24 protein-coding genes and 4 tRNA genes are annotated in these 24,891 nt (G+C 48.1%); 16 read left to right on the top strand and 12 right to left on the bottom strand.

Features of this window, described 5'->3' with window-relative positions:
- The first annotated feature begins 84 nt into the window (after positions 1-84).
- The 10 genes from tolB (at position 85) to aroG (ending at position 6,875) form a co-directional block, all read left to right on the top strand.
- The gene (tolB, locus tag OK023_RS12355) at positions 85-1,377 is read left to right on the top strand and encodes a Tol-Pal system beta propeller repeat protein TolB (protein ID WP_317693012.1); all 1,293 of its coding nucleotides are present in this window, start codon (positions 85-87) and stop codon (positions 1,375-1,377) included.
- Positions 1,378-1,421: 44 nt separating this feature from the next.
- The gene (gene pal, locus OK023_RS12350) at positions 1,422-1,937 is read left to right on the top strand and encodes a peptidoglycan-associated lipoprotein Pal (protein ID WP_317693010.1); all 516 of its coding nucleotides are present in this window, start codon (positions 1,422-1,424) and stop codon (positions 1,935-1,937) included.
- A 9-nt stretch (positions 1,938-1,946) separates the two neighbouring features.
- Positions 1,947-2,735 (top strand): cell division protein CpoB, encoded by a 789-nt coding sequence (gene cpoB, locus OK023_RS12345; RefSeq protein WP_317693009.1) that lies wholly within the window; start codon positions 1,947-1,949, stop codon positions 2,733-2,735.
- A gap of 174 nt (positions 2,736-2,909) precedes the next feature.
- Positions 2,910-2,985 (top strand) — tRNA-Lys (locus OK023_RS12340).
- 26 nt (positions 2,986-3,011) lie between these two features.
- Positions 3,012-3,087: transfer RNA gene (locus OK023_RS12335), tRNA-Val, on the top strand.
- A gap of 4 nt (positions 3,088-3,091) precedes the next feature.
- Positions 3,092-3,167 (top strand) — tRNA-Lys (locus OK023_RS12330).
- Between the two features lie 89 nt (positions 3,168-3,256).
- Positions 3,257-3,332, top strand: a tRNA-Lys gene (locus tag OK023_RS12325).
- A 347-nt stretch (positions 3,333-3,679) separates the two neighbouring features.
- Positions 3,680-4,747: a quinolinate synthase NadA gene (nadA, locus tag OK023_RS12320; RefSeq protein WP_317693008.1), complete on the top strand. Its 1,068-nt coding sequence runs from the start codon at positions 3,680-3,682 to the stop codon at positions 4,745-4,747.
- Positions 4,748-4,877: 130 nt separating this feature from the next.
- Positions 4,878-5,603 (top strand): nicotinamide riboside transporter PnuC, encoded by a 726-nt coding sequence (pnuC, locus tag OK023_RS12315; protein ID WP_317693007.1) that lies wholly within the window; start codon positions 4,878-4,880, stop codon positions 5,601-5,603.
- A 219-nt stretch (positions 5,604-5,822) separates the two neighbouring features.
- Positions 5,823-6,875, top strand: a complete 1,053-nt coding sequence (aroG, locus tag OK023_RS12310; RefSeq protein ID WP_317693006.1) for a 3-deoxy-7-phosphoheptulonate synthase AroG — start codon at positions 5,823-5,825, stop codon at positions 6,873-6,875.
- A gap of 130 nt (positions 6,876-7,005) precedes the next feature.
- Here aroG and gpmA read toward each other — a convergent pair whose 3' ends face one another.
- The 9 genes from gpmA to modE all read right to left on the bottom strand — a co-directional run bounded on the left by gpmA (position 7,006) and on the right by modE (position 16,424).
- On the bottom strand, positions 7,006-7,758 hold the full coding sequence (gene gpmA, locus OK023_RS12305; protein ID WP_317693005.1) for a 2,3-diphosphoglycerate-dependent phosphoglycerate mutase: 753 nt from the start codon (positions 7,756-7,758) through the stop codon (positions 7,006-7,008).
- A 260-nt stretch (positions 7,759-8,018) separates the two neighbouring features.
- Entirely contained in the window at positions 8,019-8,357 is a 339-nt protein-coding gene (locus OK023_RS12300) for a PsiF family protein (RefSeq protein ID WP_317693004.1), read from the bottom strand.
- Positions 8,358-8,561: 204 nt separating this feature from the next.
- Positions 8,562-9,608 carry a galactose-1-epimerase gene (galM, locus tag OK023_RS12295; protein WP_317693003.1) on the bottom strand — a complete coding sequence of 349 codons (1,047 nt, stop codon included), beginning with the start codon at positions 9,606-9,608 and terminating at the stop codon, positions 8,562-8,564.
- On the bottom strand, positions 9,602-10,753 hold the full coding sequence (gene galK, locus OK023_RS12290; protein ID WP_317693001.1) for a galactokinase: 1,152 nt from the start codon (positions 10,751-10,753) through the stop codon (positions 9,602-9,604). Before galK ends, galM begins: the two co-directional genes overlap by 7 nt.
- The gene (galT, locus tag OK023_RS12285) at positions 10,753-11,802 is read right to left on the bottom strand and encodes a galactose-1-phosphate uridylyltransferase (protein WP_317693000.1); all 1,050 of its coding nucleotides are present in this window, start codon (positions 11,800-11,802) and stop codon (positions 10,753-10,755) included. Before galT ends, galK begins: the two co-directional genes overlap by 1 nt.
- A gap of 256 nt (positions 11,803-12,058) precedes the next feature.
- Positions 12,059-12,880: a CPBP family intramembrane glutamic endopeptidase gene (locus tag OK023_RS12280; protein ID WP_317692999.1), complete on the bottom strand. Its 822-nt coding sequence runs from the start codon at positions 12,878-12,880 to the stop codon at positions 12,059-12,061.
- Positions 12,881-13,275: 395 nt separating this feature from the next.
- Positions 13,276-13,848 (bottom strand): isochorismatase family cysteine hydrolase, encoded by a 573-nt coding sequence (locus tag OK023_RS12275; RefSeq protein ID WP_317692998.1) that lies wholly within the window; start codon positions 13,846-13,848, stop codon positions 13,276-13,278.
- A gap of 168 nt (positions 13,849-14,016) precedes the next feature.
- Entirely contained in the window at positions 14,017-15,495 is a 1,479-nt protein-coding gene (gene modF / locus OK023_RS12270; RefSeq protein WP_317697680.1) for a molybdate ABC transporter ATP-binding protein ModF, read from the bottom strand.
- Between the two features lie 137 nt (positions 15,496-15,632).
- Complete coding sequence (gene modE / locus OK023_RS12265; RefSeq protein ID WP_317692997.1) at positions 15,633-16,424, bottom strand: molybdenum-dependent transcriptional regulator; 792 nt, start codon at positions 16,422-16,424, stop codon at positions 15,633-15,635.
- Positions 16,425-16,648: 224 nt separating this feature from the next.
- Here modE and OK023_RS12260 point away from each other — a divergent pair, with 224 nt between their 5' ends.
- The 4 genes from OK023_RS12260 (at position 16,649) to modC (ending at position 19,680) form a co-directional block, all read left to right on the top strand.
- Positions 16,649-16,792 carry an AcrZ family multidrug efflux pump-associated protein gene (locus OK023_RS12260; RefSeq protein ID WP_317692996.1) on the top strand — a complete coding sequence of 48 codons (144 nt, stop codon included), beginning with the start codon at positions 16,649-16,651 and terminating at the stop codon, positions 16,790-16,792.
- Positions 16,793-17,155: 363 nt separating this feature from the next.
- Positions 17,156-17,929 carry a molybdate ABC transporter substrate-binding protein gene (modA, locus tag OK023_RS12255; protein ID WP_317692995.1) on the top strand — a complete coding sequence of 258 codons (774 nt, stop codon included), beginning with the start codon at positions 17,156-17,158 and terminating at the stop codon, positions 17,927-17,929.
- Positions 17,926-18,615, top strand: a complete 690-nt coding sequence (gene modB, locus OK023_RS12250) for a molybdate ABC transporter permease subunit (RefSeq protein ID WP_317692994.1) — start codon at positions 17,926-17,928, stop codon at positions 18,613-18,615. The genes modA and modB overlap by 4 nt, the downstream gene beginning before the upstream one ends.
- Positions 18,616-19,680 carry a molybdenum ABC transporter ATP-binding protein ModC gene (gene modC / locus OK023_RS12245; protein ID WP_317692993.1) on the top strand — a complete coding sequence of 355 codons (1,065 nt, stop codon included), beginning with the start codon at positions 18,616-18,618 and terminating at the stop codon, positions 19,678-19,680.
- Between the two features lie 155 nt (positions 19,681-19,835).
- On the opposite strand, the gene OK023_RS12240 is transcribed toward modC, so the two are convergent.
- Positions 19,836-20,666 carry a pyridoxal phosphatase gene (locus tag OK023_RS12240; RefSeq protein ID WP_317692992.1) on the bottom strand — a complete coding sequence of 277 codons (831 nt, stop codon included), beginning with the start codon at positions 20,664-20,666 and terminating at the stop codon, positions 19,836-19,838.
- Positions 20,667-20,827: 161 nt separating this feature from the next.
- Between OK023_RS12240 and pgl the strand changes: the two genes are divergently transcribed.
- Positions 20,828-21,823 (top strand): 6-phosphogluconolactonase, encoded by a 996-nt coding sequence (pgl, locus tag OK023_RS12235; protein WP_317692991.1) that lies wholly within the window; start codon positions 20,828-20,830, stop codon positions 21,821-21,823.
- A gap of 286 nt (positions 21,824-22,109) precedes the next feature.
- Here pgl and OK023_RS12230 read toward each other — a convergent pair whose 3' ends face one another.
- Positions 22,110-22,826, bottom strand: a complete 717-nt coding sequence (locus OK023_RS12230) for a TerC family protein (RefSeq protein ID WP_317692990.1) — start codon at positions 22,824-22,826, stop codon at positions 22,110-22,112.
- A gap of 154 nt (positions 22,827-22,980) precedes the next feature.
- On the bottom strand, positions 22,981-23,667 hold the full coding sequence (gene mutH, locus OK023_RS12225; RefSeq protein ID WP_317692989.1) for a DNA mismatch repair endonuclease MutH: 687 nt from the start codon (positions 23,665-23,667) through the stop codon (positions 22,981-22,983).
- Between the two features lie 694 nt (positions 23,668-24,361).
- On the opposite strand from mutH, the gene rppH reads away from it, so the two are divergent.
- Positions 24,362-24,889 (top strand): RNA pyrophosphohydrolase, encoded by a 528-nt coding sequence (gene rppH / locus OK023_RS12220; RefSeq protein ID WP_317692988.1) that lies wholly within the window; start codon positions 24,362-24,364, stop codon positions 24,887-24,889.
- Positions 24,890-24,891 lie beyond the last annotated feature (2 nt).

Here is a 24,891-nt window from a genome sequence, read left to right as displayed (position 1 = left end):
CAGGGAGCAGGTAGTTTTGTTGGCGTTGATTTGTTAAAATTCTGCTATTTATCGTAGGCATCCTGCCTGGGTAAGGGAGATGAGATGAAGCAGGCATTTCGAGTAGTGCTAGGTTTTTTAGTACTGTGGGCCGCAGTGTTGCACGCGGAAGTTCGCATTGAAATCACCCAAGGGGTCGACTCAGCTCGCCCGATTGGTGTGGTACCGTTTAAATGGGCGGGGCCAGGCACCCCTCCTGAAGACATTGGTCAGGTTGTCGGCGCAGATTTGCGCAACAGCGGAAAATTCAACCCAATTGATGTTGCACGTATGCCGCAGCAACCCGCAACCGCTTCTGAAGTAACGCCAGCAGCTTGGACTGCACTGGGTATTGATTCTGTCGTTGTTGGTCAGGTGCAACCTGGTGCTGATGGTAGCTACCTTGTTTCCTACCAACTGGTAGATACGTCAGGTTCTCCGGGTACTGTTCTGGCACAAAACCAGTATAAAGTCACTAAACAGTGGTTACGTTATTCCGCGCATACCGCCAGTGATGAAGTGTTTGAAAAGCTGACAGGCATCAAGGGGGCATTCCGCACACGTATTGCGTATGTTGTACAGACCAACGGCGGGAAATTCCCGTATGAGTTGCGCGTCTCTGATTACGATGGTTACAACGAGTTTGTTGTTCATCGTTCACCTGAACCACTGATGTCACCAGCTTGGTCTCCAGATGGCAGCAAATTGGCTTATGTCACCTTTGAGAGTGGTCGTTCAGCATTGGTGATCCAGACGCTGGCCGATGGTGCTATTCGTCAGGTTGCTTCATTCCCGCGTCACAACGGAGCACCCGCTTTTTCACCAGATGGAAGCCGCCTTGCTTTTGCATTGTCGAAGACCGGTAGCCTTAATCTGTATGTGATGGATCTAGGCTCAGGCCAGATTACGCAAATCACCGATGGTCGCAGCAACAATACGGAGCCAACTTGGTTCCCGGACAGCCAGTCTCTGGCATATACTTCTGACCAGGGAGGACGCCCGCAGATTTATAAAGTCGGTGCTGGCGGCGGTGCACCGCAACGTCTCACTTGGGAAGGGTCTCAAAATCAGAACTCTGATGTGAGTTTCGACGGCAAGTTTCTGGTGATGGTCAGTTCTAATAATGGTAACCAGCACATCGCCAAACAAGATCTTGGATCGGGGGCCGTTCAAGTATTAACGGATTCGTTCCTAGACGAAACGCCTAGTATTGCGCCAAACGGCACGATGGTGATCTATAGCTCCACGCAAGGTATGGGCTCTGTGTTACAGTTGGTATCGACTGATGGGCGTTTCAAAGCGCGTCTTCCGGCGACAAATGGACAGGTCAAATTCCCTGCTTGGTCGCCGTATCTGTGATGCATGTGTGAATATGTATGGCAAACTCTAAAAGGATCAAAGAAATGCAACTGAACAAAGTGCTGAAAGGGCTTATGCTGGCACTGCCAGTTCTGGCTGTAGCAGCTTGTAGTTCTAACAAAAGCGCAAACAATGATCAATCTGGTATGGGCGCTGGCGCTGGCACTGGTATAGAAAATGGCAGCAGCAATCTCTCTTCTGAAGAACAAGCCCGTTTGCAGATGCAAGAACTGCAGAAGAGTAACATTGTTTACTTCGGTTTTGACAAATATGACATCAGCTCTGAGTTTTCTCAGATGCTGGATGCTCATGCTGCATTCCTGCGCAGCAATCCATCTTACAAGGTGACCGTTGAAGGTCACGCAGATGAGCGCGGTACACCAGAGTACAACATTGCTTTGGGCGAACGTCGTGCAAACGCAGTTAAAATGTATCTGCAAGGTAAAGGCGTTTCAGCCGATCAGATCTCTATCGTTTCTTACGGTAAAGAAAAACCAGCAGTACTGGGCCATGACGAAGCCGCTTATGCTAAAAATCGTCGTGCCGTTCTGGTTTACTAAGAGAATTGCATGAACAGTAACTTCAGACATCACCTGTTGAGTCTGTCGTTATTGGTTGGCGTAGCGGTCCCATGGGCCGCTACTGCCCAAGCGCCAATCAGTAATGCCGGCTCTGGCTCGGTCGAAGACCGTGTCACATCACTTGAGCGTATCAGTAATGCTCAGGGGCAGCTTTTAAACCAACTCCAGCAGCAACTCTCCGACAATCAACGCGATATTGATACTCTCCGCGGGCAGATCCAGGAAAATCAATATCAGTTGAATCAGGTTGTTGAACGTCAGAAACAGATCTATCAACAGATAGATAGTATTAGCCAAGGTGGTAAACAGAATGCTACAGGTGCCACGGTGGATAATACCGGTGATTCTGCCAAGGTGCCTGCTGAAAGCGCTGTAGGTGCAACAACCGCGCCAGCGAGTGCCGGGGATGAGAACAGTGACTACAACGCAGCTGTTTCTTTAGCACTGGAAAAGAAACAGTATGACCAAGCTATTTCTGCTTTTCAATCCTTTATAAAGCAGTATCCGAATTCGACTTACCAGCCTAATGCCAACTATTGGCTTGGTCAGATGTACTACAACAAAGGCAAAAAGGATGATGCTGCATACTATTATGCCGTAGTGGTGAAGAATCATCCAAAATCACCTAAGGCGCCGGACTCTATGTACAAGGTCGGCGTGATTATGCAGGAAAAAGGCCAGCTAGATAAAGCTAAAGCCGTTTATCTGCAGGTAGTAAAACTCTATCCGAACAGTGATGCAGCTAAGCAGGCAAAGAAACGCGAGGCTAGCTTATAAGTATAAAATGAGCCTAGAAGTTAGTCGATTTGACCGAGTTCTGGGCTCATTCGAGTGAAGAACAAGCAGTTGAACCAGTATATCCAAAATTTAGGTTGCGCTGTCGGGAGAAGTTAGTAATATATGCCGCCGTTGCCAAGACATCTTGCGAGATGCTAAAGCAACAAGAAAATTGGGTCGTTAGCTCAGTCGGTAGAGCAGTTGACTTTTAATCAATTGGTCGCAGGTTCGAATCCTGCACGACCCACCAGTTTTCTATGTAGTACCCACGACTGTGGGTGATTAGCTCAGTTGGTAGAGCACCTCCTTTACACGGAGGGGGTCGGCGGTTCGAGCCCGTCATCACCCACCACTTCGGGTCGTTAGCTCAGTCGGTAGAGCAGTTGACTTTTAATCAATTGGTCGCAGGTTCGAATCCTGCACGACCCACCAATTTTAAAGAATCGGAAACGCCAAGGTGATAGAACCCTGGTTAATAGAGTAGCCAATTCTGTGTTTGTCGTTCGGTAAATCCCATCAATGGGTCGTTAGCTCAGTCGGTAGAGCAGTTGACTTTTAATCAATTGGTCGCAGGTTCGAATCCTGCACGACCCACCAATCTTAAAGAGTTTCCACGTGATAAAATCGTGAATGGTAATAACCTTATAGGTTTGAACCAAACGATGATTGAAAGTTGCAAAATCCATTCTATCGTTTTGCCTTTTTTGACAGCACTGAGACAAATATCCCCTGCATCTGTTTTTGAAAGTGATCCTGGAAGTTTTTCGACAATCATCTGAGTGTTAAATTTTTAATAAATTAAACAATTTATTTGTTAAAAGAAAAATAACGGCGACTTTTTAGTTTTATTTCTGTATTTTGTTTAGCATATAAAACAAAGGTGTTTGCAAAAGACGCGATGTGTCTGAGTTACAGGTAAACAGCCTAGCACAGAGATGACAGCGATGAGTGAAATGTTTGATGCTAATGCATTGATATACCCGTTCCCGCCGAAACCGACGCCATTAGATGAAAAAGAGAAGTATTTTTATCGGCAGAAAATTAAAACTCTGCTTAAACAGCGTGATGCCGTCATGGTGGCCCATTACTACACCGATCCAGAGATCCAGGCTCTGGCTGAGGAAACCGGTGGTTGCGTAGCCGATTCACTTGAGATGGCTCGTTTTGGCAGCCAGCACCCTGCCTCGACTCTGTTGGTGGCTGGTGTCCGTTTTATGGGAGAAACAGCCAAAATACTCAGCCCAGAAAAGCAAATCCTGATGCCGACACTGAAAGCCGAATGCTCGCTGGATATTGGCTGTCCTGAGGCTGAATTTACCGCGTTTTGCGATAGCCATCCAGAGCGCACCGTAGTGGTTTATGCTAATACCTCTGCTGCAGTTAAAGCTCGGGCTGATTGGGTAGTGACCTCCAGTATTGCAGTTGAATTAATTGAACATCTCGACAGTTTGGGTGAGAAAATTATTTGGGCTCCTGATCGGCACCTCGGACGTTATGTACAAAAGCAAACCGGAGCGGACGTATTGTGTTGGCAGGGAGCGTGTATTGTTCACGACGAATTTAAAACACAAGCGTTGATACGTATGAAGGCTTTGTATCCTAGTGCTGCAATACTGGTACACCCTGAATCGCCACAGGCTATTGTCGAGCTGGCAGATGCCGTCGGTTCTACCAGCCAGTTGATTCAGGCTGCAGTAACGCTACCTAACCGGCAACTTATTGTCGCTACAGACCGAGGTATCTTTTACAAGATGCAGCAGGCCTGCCCAGACAAAGAATTATTCGAGGCTCCAACAGCAGGTGAAGGAGCCACTTGCCGCAGTTGCGCTCATTGTCCTTGGATGGCTATGAATGGTTTGAAGGCGATTGCCGAGGGATTGGAACAAGGTGGAATCAAACACGAGATTTTTGTTGATAGCGTATTACGCGAAAAGGCACTTGTTCCACTTAATCGCATGTTGAATTTTGCTGGTAAATTGAAGCTGCAGGTGAAAGGGAACGGGGATAGTTGACAGGAATTGTCAGTGTGGGACGTTTAACCGTACGTCGATGCTCCGCATTTTTTGTACCTGTCTGAAATTTAAAGTGGAACCGTGTTAAGCGCTATTTAGGCGTTTGGAACATAAAGTTAAGGAAAGCAAGATGAGTTTTTTCAGCACTGGCAACATATTGATTCATATTCCGCTGGGGGCAGGGGGATACGATCTATCGTGGATTGAAGCCATTGGGACACTGTTTGGATTATTATGCATCTGGTATGCCAGTAAAGAAAAAATCATCAACTACCTGTTTGGCTTAGTTAATGTCACACTGTTTGCCGTGATTTTTTTCCAGATTCAGCTTTATGCCAGCCTGTTGTTGCAACTGTTTTTCTTCGCCGCAAATATATACGGCTGGTATGCTTGGAGCCGTCAGACCCTGTATAACCAGGCAGAACTGAAAATTCGTTGGTTATCGCGTTCTAACGTATTGTTATGGGGCACGGTATGCGTAGTTGGTATTGCGTTGATGACGTATAACATTGACCGCGTATTTGCCTATCTGACGCAGGTTGCGGTTGTTGTGATGCAGGGGGTGGGTCTTAACGTACAGATGCCAGAGTTACAACCTGATGCTTTCCCGCTATGGGATTCAACAATAATGATCCTGTCTATGGTCGCTATGCTCCTGATGACGCGTAAATATGTTGAAAACTGGTTATTGTGGGTTGTTGTTGATGTTATTAGTGTGGTTATCTTTGCCTATCAGGGCGTGTACGCAATGGCTCTGGAATACGTTATTCTCACCCTGATTGCGCTTAACGGTTCTTGGTTATGGGTTCGCAGTGCTGCCCGTAACCACTCCCGGCCATTATCCTCTGTGAAATAAGGTGAACAGAGTAACTGCCAGGCTTGCTATGCCGATAAATCAATAAAAAGTACTAATTGGCTATAGGTTAAGAACTGGGCCGTAGTACCTTCCATAGGATGGATATGATGGTAATCCGCGCCTTAATCTAAAGGTGATTTACAGCACTAGCTTCACAGGCTAAATTGGTAAAAATTATTTGCTGCGAATTGCACTTACTGAATACCGAATGGAAAAGTTATGAATTATCAAAACGACGATTTACGTATTAAAGATATCAAGGAGCTTCTGCCTCCAGTGGCTTTGTTAGAGAAATTTCCTGCTACGGAACAGACTGCACAGACGGTCTCACAGACTCGCAATGCTATACACAAAATTCTTAGTGGCAATGACGATCGCTTATTGGTTGTGGTTGGGCCTTGTTCCATCCACGATACCCAATCAGCAAAAGAGTATGCTGCGCGTCTGTTAAGATTACGCCAGGAATTAAGTAGTGAGTTGGAAGTGGTAATGCGCGTCTACTTTGAAAAGCCGCGTACCACCGTTGGCTGGAAAGGTTTGATCAACGATCCTCATATGGATAATAGCTTCCAGATTAACGACGGTTTACGTTTGGCGCGTAAACTACTGCTGGATATTAACGATAGTGGCTTACCTGCAGCGGGCGAATTTCTGGATATGATCACTCCGCAATATATGGCAGATTTAATGAGCTGGGGGGCGATTGGTGCGCGTACCACTGAGTCCCAGGTACACCGTGAACTTGCCTCCGGTCTGTCGTGCCCTGTAGGCTTCAAAAATGGTACTGACGGTACGATCAAAGTTGCGATTGATGCTATCAATGCTGCCAGTGCACCGCACTGTTTCCTGTCTGTCACCAAGTGGGGTCATTCCGCGATTGTTAACACCAGCGGCAATAGTGATTGCCATATTATCCTTCGTGGTGGCAAAGAACCGAACTACAGTGCTGCGCATGTGAGAGAAGTGAAGGATGGGCTGACAAAAGCTGGCTTACCTGCGAAACTGATGATTGATTTCAGCCACGCCAACAGCTGTAAACAGTTCAAAAAACAAATGGACGTAAACGAGGACGTTTGTAAGCAAATCCGTGCCGGTGAGAATGCTATTATTGGTGTGATGATCGAAAGCCATCTGCTAGAAGGTAATCAGAATCTGGAAAGTGGCGAGCCGCTGGTTTACGGTAAAAGTGTTACCGATGCTTGCATTGGCTGGGAAGATACTGAAACCGTACTGCGTGAACTGGCCGCTGCAGTGAAGGTGCGTCGCGGGTGATCGTTCGTTCTACTAGACCATATTAATGGTATAGACTCACCTTCTTCATCTGAGCCTCATCCGTGAGGCTCACCTCTCAGTACAACGTTTGCTGTGCAGCAACTTGAGTTGTTTTATTTCCTGAGTATGATTATTTTGCCTTGCCTTGGTTTGCTACTGCGGCTGCTTTTGCTGCGATTTCATCGGCATTACCCAGGTAGTAACGTTTAATGGGTTTGAAGTTCTCGTCGAACTCATATACCAATGGTACGCCGGTTGGGATATTCAGCTCAAGGATTTCATCTTCGCTCAAATTATCCAAGTATTTAACCAGCGCACGCAGTGAGTTGCCGTGAGCTGCAACGATGACTCGTTCGCCGCTTTTTATGCGTGGCAAAATTTCTTGGTCCCAGTAAGGGATCACACGATCAATAGTGAGTGCCAAGCTTTCTGTTAGTGGCAGTTCCTTTTCTGTCAGTGCAGAATAACGTGGATCGTGACCTGGATAGCGTTCATCTTCTTTGGTTAGTTCTGGAGGCGTTACTGCGAAACCGCGACGCCATTGCTTAACCTGCTCGTCACCGTATTTCTCAGCGGTTTCTGCTTTGTTCAGGCCTTGCAGAGCGCCGTAATGGCGTTCGTTCAACTTCCAGGATTTTTCTGTTGGCAGCCAAGCTTGATCCAGCTCGTCCAGAATGTTCCACAGCGTATGGATAGCGCGCTTCAGTACGGAAGTATAAGCGAAATCAAAAGAGAAACCTTCATCTTTCAAAAGTTTGCCCGCCGCTTTAGCTTCGGTACGGCCTTTGTCAGACAGATCGACATCATACCAACCGGTGAAGCGGTTTTCGTTGTTCCACTGGCTTTCGCCGTGACGCACCAGAACCAGCTTAGTTACAGCCATAGCTTAACTCCTTAATAATCTGATATTTCAATGATAACGCAAATCATTATATTACCGCAGCCTGTAACTCGGCAATCGATATACCCGTGAGTGTAACCCGACCAAAATGCCCTGCCAAACAGACATTGGGTGTCGTGTTTAACCATAGTCAATTTATGGTAACAAGGTAAATACGGTTGTAAGGTGATGGTTAATCGTTCAATCGGATTGAGCAGTGAATAAGGACGCGAATGAGATTAATACAATCGCGCCAGGGAGAATCAAGAGGTTTTTTTCAAACAGTGACTCATAAAGGTTTTACGTTCGTCACCTTTCAGGCTCTGTTTAGCGGCATCAGCGTTACAGTTTTTCATTTTCTGCTGCTGTGGAGTCAGGTTTTTTTCTGGTTGATGGCTTTCCGCCTTCAGGCAGGCACTCATGAATGTGCTGCGGTCAGCGCCTTTTAATGATTGGCTGGAGGCCTGTTTATTACAATCGGTCATTCGCTTCTGTTGTGCGGCTTGAGCCGGAGAGGGGGTTTTTGCCGTGTTTTCTGCGGCCATAAGATTGGTGCTAAGTATGAAACCTACCAGTAATGGAAGTGCGGTAATCAGACGCATAGGTGTTCCTTCAGCTATTGTTCGGCCCGAATGGCCGAAAATTATGACATTGCACAGCATGTTGTGCTTATCACACTAGGCTGATTTTAGTGCGGGGTTTGGAATAAGGGAAGGGTGTTTACAGTGATAACCGTTTGTAAAACAGTAATCATTTATATCCACCCGTCTCCTTTCCGTACAGCAAAAGAGCGACAATTCAGAGAATCAAAGGGTTTCTCTGAATTGATAATGCGTTGCGCTTCGGTAATGTTGGCCGGGTTGCAGCCAACAGTCTGGCTGAGGCCATTCGGGATGGTGCGGGCTATCGGGCAGAAATTCACTTTCAAGCGCTACTCCCGCGTAATTGTCGTAGGTACCACCGTTACGCGAAGGGGTCCCCTTAAGATAATTGCCGCTATAAAATTGTAGGGCTGGGGCTGTGGTAAAAACCGTTAGTTCAATGTGGCCATCAGCAGACCACAGATAGGCTGCCGGGGTCGTCAATTCGTTACAGGCTGAATGCAACAGATAAGCATGGTCATAACCATTAACGCACTGTTGATCGGCGTCACGTAATAAATCTAGGTACAGGGGTTTCGGTTGACGGAAATCCATACCGCTATCCGCAACGGTCGTCAGAGCGGCGCAGGGAATACCTTCACTGTCTACCGGCAGATAATAGTCTGCAAACAGCTGCAACCGCTGTTGCATTGCGTCATGCCCCGTACCATTCAGGTTAAAGTAAGCATGATTGGTCAGATTAACCGGGCAGGCGCGATCGGTTTGAGCCTGGTAGCTTATTTCCAGTCGGTTATCTGGGGTTAGCAAGTATGTCGCTGTCACATCAAGGTTACCCGGAAAACCTTGATCGCCATCAGGCGAATGCAGCTGATACACTACCTTCCGCTCATCATGGGTCACAATCTTCCAGCGCCGAGCATGGAATCCGCCTGGCCCACCGTGTAGCTGATGTAATCCTTGATTGGGTACTAGCGGATGATGTTTACCGTCTACCAGTAGACTGGCATGTGCAATTCGGTTGGCGTAACGCCCGACGGTAGCTCCTAGGTAAGCCCCTTGACGTAAGTAATCCGCAGCGGTGCTACAACCAAGCAGCAATTCACGTTTTTCGCCCGATCTCAACGGCAATTTGGCGGAAAGCCAGGTAGCCCCCCAATCCATTAATGTGATAGTCATTCCCTTGGTGTTACATAGTGTAGTAAGAATCAAGGGCTGGCCGTCAGGGGCAAGTGTAGTTGTGTCCGTTAACATAGGCCCGACCCCTGAGATGCTTTGCACAGGTAGAAAGTTTCTTTCAGTCCATTGGTTTTCAAAGGGTACTGTTGGGCTACGGCTACCCGAACAGGCTCAACCAAATTGAGAGGCATCAGTGCAACGATGCAACCGCCAAAGCCTCCACCGGTCATGCGCACACCTCCCCGATCGCCAACAACACTTTTAACAATCTCAACCAGCTTATCGATAGGGGAGACGGTGATCTCAAAATCGTCACGCATTGAGGCGTGCGATTCGGCCATAAGTTCCCCCATTAATTTTAGGTCACCAGCGGCCAACGCATCGGCAGCAGCCAGGGTACGTTCGTTTTCGGTAATCACATGGCGTGCTCGTTTGGCTATAATGGGGTCGAGTTCATGTTGATTCTGCAAGAATAGCTTTAGACTAACGTCACGTAATGACTTGACACCAAAGAAGCGTGCAGCGTCCTCACATTGTTGGCGGCGGGTATTGTACTCACTGTCTACCAAACCACGTTTCACATTAGAATGTATGATCACCACCGCCGCATCTTCGGGCATCGGCACTGCGCGGGTCCTCAGCGTTAGGCAGTCGATCAGCAAGGCGTGATCCTTTTTGCCCAATGCTGAAATCAACTGATCCATAATTCCGCAATTACAGCCAACAAACTGGTTTTCCGCTTCCTGACCATTCAGCGCGAGTGCGACGCCGTCTAACGGTAGCTGATAGAGTGCCTGTAATGCCTGTCCGACAGCGACTTCCAGGGAAGCAGAAGAACTTAGCCCTGCTCCCTGTGGTATGTTACCGGTGATCACTAAATCTGCTCCGCCAAAGTTATTGTCGCGCGCCTGTAGGTATTTCACTACGCCACGCACGTAATCAGCCCAGCGCTGAGTGGGATGGTTGACGATAGGGGCATCCAAAGAAAAAAAGTCCTGTTGCTTCTCATAATCTGCTGCTAGAACACGGATCTGCCGATCGTTACGAGGGGCGCAACTGATGACAGTCTGAAAATCGATCGCACAGGGTAAGACAAAACCATCGTTGTAATCGGTATGTTCACCAATCAGGTTGACCCTACCTGGAGCTTGCACGGTGAGGGCAGGCGCGTAGCCAAAATGATCGGTAAAGATAGTTCGGGTATGTGCTTTCAAACTCATTATTTCACTCCGGCTTCACGATAATGGATGTCGCTGACCGCTCTCAGACGCTCAGCTGCCTGTTCTGCTGTGAGATCCCTCTGTGTTTCTGCCAGCATTTCGTAGCCCACCATAAATTTGCGCACCGTAGCTGAACGCAGTAACGGTGGGTAGAAATGGGCGTGTAACTGCCAGTGGCGATTATCTGCATTATTGAACGGTGCCCCGTGCCAGCCCATCGAATAGGGGAAAGAGCATTTAAACAGATTGTCATACCGGCTGGTGAGCCTCTTTAGTGCGAGGGCCAGGTCGCTGCTTTGTGCCTGTGTGAGTTCTGTAATACGCTGTACAGCTATTTTCGGCAGTAACAGGGTTTCAAATGGCCAGGCTGCCCAATACGGGACTACGACTAGCCAGTGCTCGGTTTCCAGCACTGTCCTGTTGCCATCTGCCAGCTCCCGCAGTGCATAGTCGAACAGCATTGCAGAGTTATGCTGATTAAAATAGTCCCGCTGTAGGCGATCTTCCCGTTCGGCTTCATTAGGTAAAAAGCTGTTAGCCCATACTTGACCATGCGGGTGGGGATTGGAACACCCCATTGCAGCACCTTTATTTTCAAAGAGTTGTACCCAAGGGTAATGGCGACCCAGCTCGACCGTCTGCTCCTGCCAGGTGGCGACGACCTGCTCCAATTCGGAGAGCGAAAGTTGCGGTAGCGTTTTGCTGTGATCAGGGGAAAAACAGATTACTCGGCTGGTACCGCGTGCGCTTTGGCAACGCATCAGTGGGTCATCACTTTCTGGTGCCTGCGGGGTATCTTGCATCAGAGCCGCAAAATCGTTGGTAAAAACGTAGGTACCTAGATAATCAGGATTGTTATCTCCGGTTACGCGTGCGTTACCTGGGCAAAGGAAGCAGTCGGGATCGTGTGCAGGAAAAACCTCTTGCGCGGGTAATTCTTGCTGTCCTTGCCAAGGACGCTTGGCGCGATGAGGTGATACGAGTACCCATTGACCACTGAGCGGGTTAAAACGGCGGTGTGGGTGATCTATAGAGTTAAAATTAGGCATTATGCTTCCTTCATCCATCTACCTGCTTGGTTAATTGTAATCGTTTTCACTTTTTTCATGGCAGCCTCAGGCTCGGCATGTTAAAGAAAATATTTGTGATAAAGATAGCATGGCAGTGGTTATGAAAAGGTGATCTAGTGCGAAAAATGGAATCGTTTACACTAATTGATACAGTGGATTGGAAGCATCTGCAGGGAAGATTATTGGTAACGCTTTCAAAGTTCTGACCGGCATAATAATACGCCGGCCATAAGCATTATGGATGTTGATAAAGCGGGTAGGTAAAAAACAGTAGGTGGATCAGATTCAGGCCAAAATGAAAACAAATCGGTACCCAGAGGCGTCTGCTCCACATCCAGGCCAGACCATAAATCAATCCGGCTAATGCAGCAAATGCCACCATCAGTATGCCACCAGCAAGATGGGCTGCTCCAAACAGCAAGGCCGTAATAATCAGTGCCGGATAAGCTCCCAACCACTGATGGAGACGTTGCTGTAAATATCCTCGAAACAGAGCCTCTTCGGCCATAGAGACAAAAAATAAATTGGCCATCATGAATGCCAGCATCCAGTGGGGCATGTGCAGTTCAATTTTTAGCCCCCCCAATAGCACTGCCAATAACAACAAGGCTGGTACACTCAGTGCCAGAGTTACCCATGCGCGGACACCGACTTTTCTATCACGTTTGCCTGCATTGAACAGCGTTGGTAGGCAGATAAACAATAGGAATGGCACCAGTGCTTTATCGAAGTTGTAATACAAAGAATAAGGAGAACTCAGTGGCCCTAACTTATCTTGATTAACCATTAAGGGATTATTAAATCCAGGTATCAGGTGATAAAACAGGGCGATTGAACAGGCAACTAAAAATATCTCTACCAGCAACCTGATAATGCGTTGATGGCTATATTGGTGGCGGAGCCAAATGCTAATAGCGATGATTGCCAGGCAAGCTAAACTGAGAGGAGTCAGTACTTGATGGTAAACACCCATTCCAACGGCGGCGACTAATATGACCGAAGCAATAAGCCGATTAAATGGCAAAAAAAACAAGGAAGCCGAAAGTACGCCCCACATAATGGTTATCCCTTAAAATAGACACACGATACTTATACCCATTGCCATTCAAACTACTTCAGTGTTGGCTAGGTTACTTGGCCCGTCAATAGGGCTATTTCACTGGTCATTTTGGTCTTGGCAATAGGCGTTTACTTTGTGAGTTCCGCGTATTGCCTGTGTCAAACTGACTGTGCCAACAGCATTCGTTGGAATAGGTTCTTAGTACCGAAAATCTGAAGTGTTAAAGATTCGTAAAGCGAGTAATTGACCGCCAGCAGTGCTCATTTGAAATTCAGAGGCACAGTCTGAGTGAAATATTAGCATACGCAAAGACAAATATAAGATCGGGCCAGTTGCTTAAAAATCTTCCTATCATCAATGATGCTGCCGTTCACTTGTGAAACACAATCTAACTAGTCTTTCATCCAGCTTCGTGAGTGGATAATTTCCCCTAGGTTCTGCAACGTGTCCAGGCTTTGTTGATGGATCTCTTCGGTTTGAGCAGCGCACAGGTCCTGTAACACCGTCACTTTAAATCCAACATCGTGCGCCTGCCGCACCGTACCTTCTATGGCAAACGATGTACTGACGCCACACAGCAACAGATGATGGCAGCGGTTTTGTTGTAACCATACTAACAAATTGTTACCCGCAAAAGCGCAAACTGCCTTTTTTTCGAATTGCAGATCCTCCGTTTTCATCTCTAATCCCTCCAGCCAACGACAACCCCCGTTACTTAAACGGAGCGCACCGATTTGTTTAAGGTGAGTGAATAACGGTGAGTGTGCTGGAATATCGTGGTAATCATCGGCAAAACCTGTACGAACCCAAATCACTGGAATTTTGCGTACTCGAGCGTAGGCAGTAGCGGTATTGATGCGCGCTACCACGCCCCGCTTGACTATCTGTTCACGGCAGTAATTGGCTCTCCCTTTAGGGCCTGCCAGGTCTTCAATCAAGTCAATAAGGATCAGTGCTGCAGTCATACCTTACCCCAGAAAACAACCCTGCATGCTTTAATGATAAAAGACCAAATGTGATGTGCTGCGGGGAAGTGTTGCTGGATATGTCCTCGGTTGAATAATGATGTTTCCAACAGAGGGCATTTAGCCTGCAAAATTGCACGTTGACTCCACCCATAGGCTCATAGGCAATTAAGAGATACAGCCTAATTTCTCCTGCTGATAGCGATAACCATCATCTTCCGGTACGAAAGTCAGGCGGTGAGTAATACACTGCGGGGCATCTTCTGCATGATGAGAAACAAAAAGCAGCTGAGTTGCGCCTTGTCGAATTAAGATATCAACGAAGCGCCGCACCAGTTGGCGATTAAGCGGATCCAAACCTTGTAAAGGCTCATCGAGAATTAATAGCGCAGGGTGCTTGACCAGCGCTCTGGCGATTAGGGCTAGCCGCTGTTGGCCCCAGGAAAGGCTGTGGAAGGGGGTTTCTCCCTGCGTATTCAAACCGAGCAATGTCAACCATTGTGTTGCTAACTGTTGTTGGCGTTCTGAAACAGCCTGATAAATACCAATCGAATCAAAAAAGCCAGAAAGGATAACGTTACGAATGCTGCTTTTGACACGGTAGTCCAGATGTAAACTGCTACTGACGTAGCCGATATGGCGTTTGATGTCCCAAATTGTTTCACCGCTTCCGCGTCGGCGGCCAAATAGCGTCAGGTCATTACTGTACCCCTGTGGGTGATCGCCGGTGATCAGGCTGAGAAGCGTGGATTTACCCGCACCGTTTGGGCCGACTATTTGCCAGTGTTCGCCGGGATTAACCTGCCAGGTAAGCGGGTGCAGTATCGGACGATCGTCATAGCTCACTACGCAATCCCGCAAAACGATCAAGGGTTGTTGGGGGGGAAGCTGAGTGATTTGCGCCGGGTCTTCGGTTTCGGGTAGCGTCAGCCCGACCAGGCTTTCACTGTGTGCTAATTGAGCGACGAGTGCATCGGCCATGACTTGCTCTTTTGGCCCTTGGTGGGTAAGGATACAATCCGCCAGTACGCCAACCTGTTGGACAAACCCCGGTATTTCATCAAAGCGGTTGAGCACCATTACCAGCGTATAACCTTGCTGTGAAAGTTCCGCGAGCATTGTGGCCAGTTGAGCACGTGAGTTCACGTCCAATCCATCGAATGGTTCATCGAGGATCAACAGATCGGGTTGAGGCATCAGTGCACGGCAAAGCAGAGTTTTGCGCGTTTCACCGGTAGAAAGATATTTAAAACGGCGTGAAAGTAACGGGAAGATACCAAACAGGGCGGCAAGCTGTGCGCAACGGGCGGGATCATTAATTTCCTCCTGGATGATGTCTGCCGCAGTACGGCCAGTATCTTCTTCATCAGGGCTGAGCATGTCAGTGTTGTTACGTTGCCATTCATCACTGACCAGTTTTTGCAACTGCTCGAACGAAATCCGAACGGTGTTGCTGAAGTGATTGTGGCGTTCACCTTTCAGTAAAGTTAACTCATTGGCCAAAGCTCGAGCCAGAGCAGATTTACCGCTGCCGTTAGCTCCGACGAAAGCCCAGCTCTCTCCTGACTGAATGTGCAAGTGGTCTAGCGTTAGTGTACGTGTGTCACTTAAACGAAATGAACCTTGCGAAATTTGCAACGACGACATCATTTATTCCCTGTTCAGTTATGATTTGTTTAGGCCACCCTCAATATGCATCGTAGAAAAGCCACCGTGCATAGCCTAGAGAAATAGGCGTATCAAAAAAAGATGTCAATCGGTAATACTGCAACGTGACATTGCGTTTAACACAATGTAGCGATAATCACCCGGTCGGCATTGAAAAAAGCCTGTACTTCACAGCCAGGACACAGTTTTAACTGTGCAAGTTCCTGGTTTCTGAGTGTGGAGCACAGCGTTTCTCCACTGCTTATTGTGACCAGAACCTCGCTGTGTTCAATGCCTGGCTGAATGCTGGCCACGCTGCCCTCCAACACATTATCCACCAAGCCGGTCATCATTGAGGTGGTAGTCAGTTTCACCCAAGGTGCTTTTATGAGTGCTAAAACCTCTCTCCCTGGCGTCAGCCGCAACCGTTCGGCACTTTGCTGAGTGACGGCGGCGTTAATACGGGTTTGACCATCGGCCAGTAATAGGCTGATATGCTGCTGTACTCGTTGATGGTCGCGTTCAATAACGGTGCCGAAGAACTGGTTGCGTGCGCTGGTTTGCAGTGAGAAACGGGCAATTGCCGCAAGCAGGCTGTCGAGCGGTAAATTATCCTGCTGCAATATGTCGAAGGCCTTTTGCTGGATTTGGCCCATTAAGTCATAAAGCTGGATCAGTCGCAGCCCGTAGTGGGTAACCTGTGCGCCTCCCCCCCCTTTACCCCCCGTCGCTCGTTCCACCACTGTCTGGTCAGCCAGCAGGTTCATCTCATTGATGGCATCCCAGGCGCTTTTATAGCTGATCCCCGCCAGTTTAGCTCCCTGACTGATTGAGCCGGTATGCACAATCTGTTTAAGCAGCGAAATACGGCGCGGGTCAGCGAATAGCTTCTGCTGAAGTTTTAAGGTAAGAAGGATCTCTGCCTGCATAATTAACCCCGATTAGTAGTACGCCGTTCGTTTTTCAAGCCGCAGTTTGAAACTCATGGTGATAAAACCCGTTATTGTCGCTGATTTCGCCAAAAGCACCAAATGAGCACGTTTAGCAGGTTACAAATTTCACACTGTCCTTAAAATAAACACGTTTTTGCCTGCATTTTGGTTTAGAGTAAACTTAATGTAGTCGTTTAAATAGGCCGTAAAAGAGAGGTTCCATGTTGGAATTATTGAAAAGTCTGGTGTTTGCCGTAGTGATGGTACCCGTTGTGATGGCTATCATCTTAGGCTTGATTTATGGCTTGGGGGAAGTGTTTAACGTGTTCTCCAAAATTGGCCATCCAAAAGAAAAGCGTAGATAATTCCCTCAATCTCAAAGCTCCGTCGATAGCGTTTGGGGCTTTGTCGCGTTAAGCGCACGTCGGGTAACATTCTGTTTTATGGTGTTACCTGTCATGTTTCTGATAAAAAGCGTTCAAATGTCCGCACGATCATTCCATTTATACCAGCACACAGTTCGCTTGTTGGTACCTGACTTGTACCCTACGTTTTCTCGCCAGGATTTTTGTCAACAGTGTAACGAGTGATAAAAGCGGGGCAAATATTGCCACCTTGGCTCAGTTCAATAAGCAATGTGGTTATAAATTGCATGACAAGCTTTCACATTGCGTTATATTATAAAATATATAACGATCGATAGTATTGGCTAACGTGCGGAGAAAATAATGAAAAAGCAATGGTTCAAGTGGGGTGTTGGCGTCGCGCTGGCTTCAGGGCTGATGGCACAGGCGTCTGCGGCAGAGAAGATAACTGTTTTTGCCGCCGCCTCACTGACTAATGCGTTGCAGGAGATCGCCACTGAATATCAGAAAGATCATGATGTACAGGTCGTTTCTTCTTTTGCATCCTCTTCAACTCTGGCACGGCAGATTGAGCAGGGTGCTCCGGCCGATCTGTTTATCTCTGCCGATCAGCAATGGATGGATTACGTCATCGATAAGCAACAGATGGTGAAAGACACGCGCTATACCCTATTGGGTAACAAGCTGGTACTGATCGCAGCCAAATCCGTTCATCAAGACAAAATCGACGTTAACAAAAAAACGGATTGGGTCAGATTGCTCAATGGCGGTCGTCTGGCGGTTGGAGACCCGGATCATGTTCCTGCGGGGCTCTATGCCAAGGAAGCGCTACAGCACCTAGGTGCCTGGACGGCGCTGGAATCACAGTTAGCGCGTGCCAACAACGTGCGCAGTGCCATGGCGCTGGTTGAACGTGAAGAGGCTCCTTTAGGAATCGTTTACGGCTCTGATGCTATCGCCAGTGATAAAGTGAACGTTGTAGGCATATTCCCTGAAGAGAGCCATAAGCCAGTCGAATATCCAATGGCGATAGTTAAAGATCACCACACACCTGCTGTCACTGCTTTCTATAGCTATCTGAAAAGTAAAGAAGCGGCGGCTATTTTCGAACGTTATGGATTCGCTCCGCATAAATGATATTGAGTGAGTATGAATGGCAAGCGATTGAGCTTAGCCTGAGAGTTTCCAGCCTGGCAGTGATCTGCAGTTTACCTCTGGGGATCTTGATGGCTTGGATCTTGGTGCGCTGCCATTTTCCTGGCAAATCACTGTTGGATAGTATTATTCATCTGCCGTTGGTACTGCCACCGGTAGTGATCGGTTATTTACTACTGATTGCTATGGGGCGCCGAGGTTTTATCGGCGAAGGGTTGTATGCGTGGTTTGGATTCAGCTTTAGTTTCAGTTGGCGTGGTGCAGCGCTTGCCTCCGCCGTAGTGGCATTTCCGCTGATGGTGCGAGCTATCCGTTTAGCCCTTGAAGCGATAGATATTCGCTTGGAACAGGCAGCTCGCACCTTGGGTGCGCATCCGTGGCGAGTGTTTTTCACTATCACTTTACCGCTTTCACTCCCCGGTATTATTGTTGGCACCGTATTAGCATTTGCCCGTTCTTTAGGGGAGTTTGGCGCGACTATTACCTTTGTTTCCAATATTCCCGGTGAAACTCGAACCATTCCTCTGGCAATGTATACCTTGATTGAAACTCCGGGGGCTGAAACGGCGGCGGCACGTTTATGCGTGATTGCCATCCTTCTTTCGCTAGCGGCGTTGATGGTTTCCGAATGGTTGGCTCGCTGGGGCCGCAAACGTATGGGCCTGTAAATGTTAGAACTGGATTTTTCCCAGCAGCTTGGCGAGCTCAGTCTGAATGTGCAGGCTAATCTGCCTGCACAGGGCATCACTGCACTATTTGGGCTTTCCGGTGCGGGTAAAACCTCGTTGATCAATGCCATCAGTGGCCTGACGCGTCTGCATCAGGGGCGGATCGTACTCAATGGCCGCACGTTGGTAGATACCTCCAGCGGTGTGTGTTTACCCCCGGAAAAACGCCATATTGGCTATGTTTTTCAGGACGCGCGTCTGTTCCCGCATTATCGGGTGCGAGGTAATCTGCAATATGGTATGGCAAGCAGCATGCATAACCAGTTCGATAACATTGTTGAACTTTTGGGGATCGCGCCGTTGCTCAATCGTCTGCCATTGACCCTCTCTGGTGGTGAAAAACAGCGCGTGGCTATTGGTCGGGCGTTGCTTACTGCACCTGAGTTGTTGCTGATGGATGAGCCTCTTGCTTCGCTCGACCTACCGCGTAAACGTGAGCTGTTACCCTATCTGGAACGGCTGGCACAAGACGTGAGTATCCCGATCCTTTACGTTAGCCACAGCCTGGATGAGATCCTGCGGTTGGCGGATCAGGTAATGATCCTAGATAATGGCCAGATAAAGGCGTTAGGAGGGCTGGAGGAGGTCTGGGCCAGCAGTGCGTTGCGGCCATGGCTGCAGCGTGAGGATCAGAGCAGCGTGGTGAGTGTTAGTGTGATCGCACAGCATCCGCACTATGCCATGACGGCCTTGGCTCTTGGCGATCAGCGCTTGTGGGTTGGCGGCATAGACGCTCCATTAGGGACAAAGCTGCGTATTCGTATCAACGCTGCCGATGTCTCTTTAGTGCTCCAACCACCGGTTAACACCAGTATTCGCAACGTTCTGCCAGCCAAAGTGCTTGAGTGTCTAGACGTTGACGGTCAGGTTGACGTGAAATTGGCGGTAACGGGAAGCATTCTCTGGGCACGCATTTCGCTTTGGGCGTGCGACGATCTGGCTATCAAGCCTGGTCAGTGGCTTTACGCACAGGTCAAAAGCGTCTCTATCAGCCGTGAAGGTTAAGGGGAACGGGTTTCCTTTTCTAACGTGAGCACGTTGCTGCGTTGTTCGCGGAGCAAGCTCCAAAACTGGACCTTGCTCAACATCCAAATAACCGCCAGCGGCGATAGCGCGCCACTAAAGGACAATAGCGGCCTGAAGCTTAAAGTTAAGCAACATTAAGTGTAGCTATTTAGAATCCTGGAGTGGATCACCTCTGCAATACCCGGCTGCTGGTTATCGGCGATCACCATATCTGCACGCTCCTTGACGGCGTCATCGGCGTTACCCATAGCAACCCCTAACCCAGCGGCTTCGAGCATGCTCAGGTCGTTATAGTTATCGCCAAACGCGACCACTTGATCCATGCTTAACCCCTGAGATTCGACCCATTGTTGCAAGCGCTTGCCTTTGCTATTACCCGTTTGTGCAATGTCTACCTGATCGTGCCATGACCATTCACAAGCCAGCCCTAATTCTTTCTCAACCGTTTCGGCAAAGTCACGTAGCGCTGGAATATCGGCATGCGAAGTGGCGAACTTCCAAATGGACTGCGCTTCATCCGCTGCTTGAACCAAGCTGCTCACTTGTTGAAGTATTGGGCGTTGGGCTAGTGGCAACGTTTCTGCCCAAGCTAATGAACGGGTCACATGTCCATTGGTTTGCTGGTACAACATAGCGTCATCCACGTACATAAGACCGTGAATATTGTTTTGCTTGAGCATCTGTAACACCAGCTTGGCTTGCTCTTTTGCCAGCGGGTCGGCAGCCAGTACCTTTTTCTGTTCGAAATCATAAAGGTAGGTTCCATTACAGCAGATGGCAGGAGTGTCGATCTGCAACGCTTGATAGAAAGGGTGAATAGCAACGTGATGGCGGCCAGTGACTATCACCACCTTCACTCCTGCGGCGCGTGCTTTGACCAGTGCGGTCAGTGACTGGGGCAAGATTTGTTTTTGGTTGTCCAACAGGGTGCCGTCTAAATCGAGGGCAATCACACGGTAGCTCATAGCATTCTCATAAGGGTTAGCAAGGAAATTAATCTGATGGTACACCTGATGAGCGTTTGATAAAACAGCATAGCCTAGGGTTGTTATGGCGCAGATGTCAGGTAAGCTAGCACAAACAGCAAAACTGAAACCGGTTACTCTTTCTCAGTTAAGGAGAGAAAATGAAGCAAATCGTTTATGTCGCTAGCCCTGAAAGCCAGCAGATCCATGTTTGGCAGTTAGACGGCAATGGAGCATTGACACTATTACAAACGGTCGACGTACCTGGGCAGGTGCAACCTATGGTCATCCATCCTGACCGAACCCATCTTTACGTCGGGGTTCGCCCGGTATTCGGTATTGTCAGTTACCGTATTAAAGCTGATGGCCAGTTGGAGCAAGCGGGTATGGCACCGCTCCCTGGGAGCCCGACCCATATTTCAACCGATTTGCAGGGCCGCTATTTGTTCTCGGCTTCTTACAGCGGTAATTGTGCGAGCGTCAGCCCGATTGGTCATGATGGCGTGGTTGTAGCACCTATTGAGCAAATAGAAGGGCTGACTGCACCCCATTCGGCAAATATTGATCCAACCAATCAACTGCTGTTGGTACCTTGTCTAAAAGAAGATCGCATTCGGTTGTTTAACCTGAGTCTGGAAGGCAAGTTGACGCCACACAGTCAGGATGCCGTATCAACGGCTACCGGCGCAGGGCCACGCCATATGGCATTCCATCCGAACAGCCAGTTTGCTTACTGTGTTAACGAACTAGATGGTACGGTGGATGTTTTTGCCATCAGTAAAAACGGTGGCAAATATATGCTAGTACAAACTCTGGATGCGATGCCTGCTGATTATAGCGACACTCGCTGGGCTGCAGATATTCATCTTACGCCGAATGGCCGCTTCCTTTATGTCAGCGAACGTGCTTCCAGTACCCTAACGATTCTCAGCGTGTCTGCAGACGGAGGGAAAATTGAAGTGATGGGGCATCACGCCACAGAAGCACAACCACGTGGTTTTAATATTGATCATAGTGGTCGTTTCGTGATTTCAGCCGGTCAGAAATCCGATCATATTGAGGTCTGTGAGATTGACCAGAACAGTGGCGAGTTGACAACATTGGCACGTTACCCAGTGGGTAAAGGTGCCATGTGGGTGAGTATTCTGGCGAAGTAATATATCTATACCCAAAATAATTCGAGTTGCTTGTAGGCGGCAACCGAGTGAAGCTCTAGGAGCATATAGATAAACTGTGTGACTAGGGTGAGCGAAGGTAGCCAACACCCAAGCAACTATGTAGCCCTTTAACATGCAGGGGAGGTTGATCGACTGGTTATTGCTTTGCTTCTTACCTGCAATTTGAACTAAGGGCGGGTATCGAGTCATGCTTGGTGAGAGTAGGATGTCAAGCACAATAGGACGCAGTAAAACAGGGGCACTGTAGGTGTGCCCCAAGGTAAAATCAGTTCGCGGTGCGGTTTTTCTTGCCGCGCATCAGATTGAGCACTTCAACAGCCATTGAGAAGAACATGGCGAAGTAGATGTAACCCTTCGGTATATGGACCTGAAAGCTTTCCAACATCAGTGTAAAGCCAACCAGGATCAGGAACGCCAATGCCAGCATTTTCACCGAAGGATGGCGGTTGACAAACTCGCCAATCGGTCTTGCGGAAAACATCATCACGCCTACGGAAATAATCACTGCAGCCATCATGATGAACAGATGGTCTGAAAGGCCCACAGCGGTAATCACAGAATCTAGGCTAAAGATAATATCAAGCAGCATGATCTGCACAATAGCGCCAAAAAAACTGTGAACTTTCGTGCTCTGCTCTTCAGCCGAACCTTCGATCGTTTCATGGATTTCTTTACTGGCTTTCCAAATCAGGAACAGACCACCCAGCAGCAAAATCAAATCGCGGGCCGAGATGCTGTGCTCCATCACGGTAAAGAGTGGATTAGTCAGGCTGATCACCCAGGAGATTGATGCGAGCAATCCTAAGCGCATTAGCATTGCTGCAGCTAGGCCGATACGACGCGCCTTGTTCTGTTGTGCTTTTGGTAGTTTTGCGACCACCAAAGAGAGAAAAATAATGTTATCAATACCCAATACAATTTCAAGAATAGTTAGCGTAGCTAGTGCTAACCAAGCATTCGGGTCCACAATCCATTCGAACATTGCCGTAACACCTAAATAAAAAATAAAGCGGGATTATACGCCTTTATTCAGCATGCGATAGCGCTAGTTAAACCTTGTCTAAACATATTGCTAAACGTGCGAAAAATTCGATTGTTTCACTTGCAAAATAGTGAGGGCAGTCATTGGGATGGAATCAAATCGTAAAGTGCCTGGCGAGTAACGCACCAGTGAAGTTTTTCTTTAAATAAAACCCGCGCGGCAGCGTAAGAATGGGTTGTCCTTGCTCTCCGATGGCTTCTGTCAAAGCCCGGCTGTTAGCAGCTTTGGGCCGTAATTGTAATACTTCGCCATGGCGTGCGGTGATGCGCTCAACTTGCCCAAGAACAATCATGTCCATCAGTTCTTCCCAATCGCAGCGAAGCAACTCTTCCTCTTGTTGACTGGGTTGCCACAATAGCGGTGAACCTATGCGGCGCTGTGACAAAGGAATTTGTCGTTCGCCTTCAACCGGGATCCAGAGTACACGAGCCAGTTTATGGCGCACATGGCTGCTTTCCCAGGTTACGCCGCAGTTACCGGTGAGTGGTGCCACACAAACGAAGGTCGTTTCCAGTGGTTTCCCGGTGGTATCGACAGGGATCGTTTTCAACTCAATACCTAACTCAGGGAAATCTTGTTCAGGTTTGCTGCCAGCCATAGCCCCTAGGTACAACTCCAGCAGCATCCCCACCCAACCTTTATCACGTTTTAGATCGTTTGGAATGGGAACCTGTGCACGTACTGCCAACTCGCCAAGGTTAAAGCCGGACAGTGCCTGTGCGCGTTCAAACAGCTGTTGTTCAGTTTTTGGCGGGAGGGAGAGCGAGGTTAAAAACGCCATAAATCAAGCCCATGAATTCTGATTAAAAAACATACCACACATACCCACAACCCAATGTATTGATGTGAAGCAGGGGGAAATAATAATAGTAGCATGATTTTACATGACTTTTTTTTGCAATCAGCAGTATAAAAAAAAACCGTGTGGTGCTTGTTCACCTATAGCCACCGACAATGAACAGGATCTTACCCCTATTTATCCACAGATTTATGGGATAACCCAGCTTTTTGCCGATCACTGGTTTGATTTACAGCCTTGACGTAAGGGTTTTTTTACGAATTTGCTGATTTTATGCGTCACAATGACGAGGAAGCTGTGGATAAAATCCTTGTTGATGGATCTTTCACCAGGAAAAGATCTAAATCGTACATAGGCCATATCCCCCCCTTGTTTACAACTGATTATAATGATCTATCTTTATGTATTTAATGATTTTTTATGAATATAAAAATACGGGTGCTTTTAACGTCCACCGAGTTTTACAGGCTTATCCCTGGAGTTCTTCACACACCTATCCACAGAAAAAGTGAATAAAACTGCCATAACAATTCGCCATGTGTTTATAACTTTGCCTTTATCTGTGAATTATCCCAATGTTATTCGGAGTGCGCTCTGTAAAGCAGTGGTTTACCGACTCTAGCTTGTGTGAAACAATCAGGTAATCAATACAATTTATGCTTATCGAGGTAGTCCGGTGATCGATGATGATGGCTACCGCCCGAATGTTGGTATCGTAATCTGTAATCGTCAGGGGCAGGTCCTATGGGCCCGCCGCTTTGGTCAGCACTCCTGGCAGTTTCCCCAGGGAGGAATAAACCCTGGCGAAACGCCTGAGCAAGCAATGTACCGTGAGCTGTTCGAAGAAGTCGGGTTGAGTAAAAAAGATGTCCGTATTCTTGCTTCAACTCGTAGCTGGTTGCGCTATAAATTGCCAAAACGTTTGGTGCGTTGGGACACAAAGCCGGTTTGTATCGGCCAAAAGCAGAAGTGGTTTCTATTACAGTTAACTTGTAATGATGCGGATATCAATATGCAACGCAGCAGCACGCCAGAGTTTGACGGCTGGCGTTGGGTGAGTTTCTGGTATCCAGTGCGCCAGGTGGTATCGTTTAAACGTGACGTTTACCGTCGGGTAATGAGAGAATTCGCCGCGACCGTTATGCCAATGCATGAGCAGACAGCACAGCGGCAGCTACCCGCTTATCGCCGAAAAAGAGGTTAAGT

It is taken from the genome of Serratia sp. UGAL515B_01 (assembly GCF_033095805.1).
In the GTDB taxonomy this organism is placed as follows: Bacteria; Pseudomonadota; Gammaproteobacteria; order Enterobacterales; family Enterobacteriaceae; genus Chania.
Note: the sequence above shows the minus strand (reverse complement) of the source record. Positions and strands in the feature narration are given on the sequence as shown.

Coding starts and splice junctions, on each gene's coding strand:
- galM (WP_317693003.1), bottom strand. CDS start 9,608: ATGTTAACGGACACAACTACACTTGCCCCTGACGGCCAGCCCTTGATT.
- tolB (WP_317693012.1), top strand. CDS start 85: ATGAAGCAGGCATTTCGAGTAGTGCTAGGTTTTTTAGTACTGTGGGCC.
- modB (WP_317692994.1), top strand. CDS start 17,926: ATGATATTGAGTGAGTATGAATGGCAAGCGATTGAGCTTAGCCTGAGA.
- pnuC (WP_317693007.1), top strand. CDS start 4,878: ATGAGTTTTTTCAGCACTGGCAACATATTGATTCATATTCCGCTGGGG.
- nadA (WP_317693008.1), top strand. CDS start 3,680: ATGAGTGAAATGTTTGATGCTAATGCATTGATATACCCGTTCCCGCCG.
- pgl (WP_317692991.1), top strand. CDS start 20,828: ATGAAGCAAATCGTTTATGTCGCTAGCCCTGAAAGCCAGCAGATCCAT.
- OK023_RS12280 (WP_317692999.1), bottom strand. CDS start 12,880: ATGTGGGGCGTACTTTCGGCTTCCTTGTTTTTTTTGCCATTTAATCGG.
- cpoB (WP_317693009.1), top strand. CDS start 1,947: ATGAACAGTAACTTCAGACATCACCTGTTGAGTCTGTCGTTATTGGTT.
- modE (WP_317692997.1), bottom strand. CDS start 16,424: ATGCAGGCAGAGATCCTTCTTACCTTAAAACTTCAGCAGAAGCTATTC.
- aroG (WP_317693006.1), top strand. CDS start 5,823: ATGAATTATCAAAACGACGATTTACGTATTAAAGATATCAAGGAGCTT.
- OK023_RS12240 (WP_317692992.1), bottom strand. CDS start 20,666: ATGAGCTACCGTGTGATTGCCCTCGATTTAGACGGCACCCTGTTGGAC.
- OK023_RS12230 (WP_317692990.1), bottom strand. CDS start 22,826: ATGTTCGAATGGATTGTGGACCCGAATGCTTGGTTAGCACTAGCTACG.
- gpmA (WP_317693005.1), bottom strand. CDS start 7,758: ATGGCTGTAACTAAGCTGGTTCTGGTGCGTCACGGCGAAAGCCAGTGG.
- OK023_RS12300 (WP_317693004.1), bottom strand. CDS start 8,357: ATGCGTCTGATTACCGCACTTCCATTACTGGTAGGTTTCATACTTAGC.
- modC (WP_317692993.1), top strand. CDS start 18,616: ATGTTAGAACTGGATTTTTCCCAGCAGCTTGGCGAGCTCAGTCTGAAT.
- OK023_RS12275 (WP_317692998.1), bottom strand. CDS start 13,848: ATGACTGCAGCACTGATCCTTATTGACTTGATTGAAGACCTGGCAGGC.
- mutH (WP_317692989.1), bottom strand. CDS start 23,667: ATGGCGTTTTTAACCTCGCTCTCCCTCCCGCCAAAAACTGAACAACAG.
- pal (WP_317693010.1), top strand. CDS start 1,422: ATGCAACTGAACAAAGTGCTGAAAGGGCTTATGCTGGCACTGCCAGTT.
- galK (WP_317693001.1), bottom strand. CDS start 10,753: ATGAGTTTGAAAGCACATACCCGAACTATCTTTACCGATCATTTTGGC.
- modA (WP_317692995.1), top strand. CDS start 17,156: ATGAAAAAGCAATGGTTCAAGTGGGGTGTTGGCGTCGCGCTGGCTTCA.
- modF (WP_317697680.1), bottom strand. CDS start 15,495: ATGTCGTCGTTGCAAATTTCGCAAGGTTCATTTCGTTTAAGTGACACA.
- OK023_RS12260 (WP_317692996.1), top strand. CDS start 16,649: ATGTTGGAATTATTGAAAAGTCTGGTGTTTGCCGTAGTGATGGTACCC.
- galT (WP_317693000.1), bottom strand. CDS start 11,802: ATGCCTAATTTTAACTCTATAGATCACCCACACCGCCGTTTTAACCCG.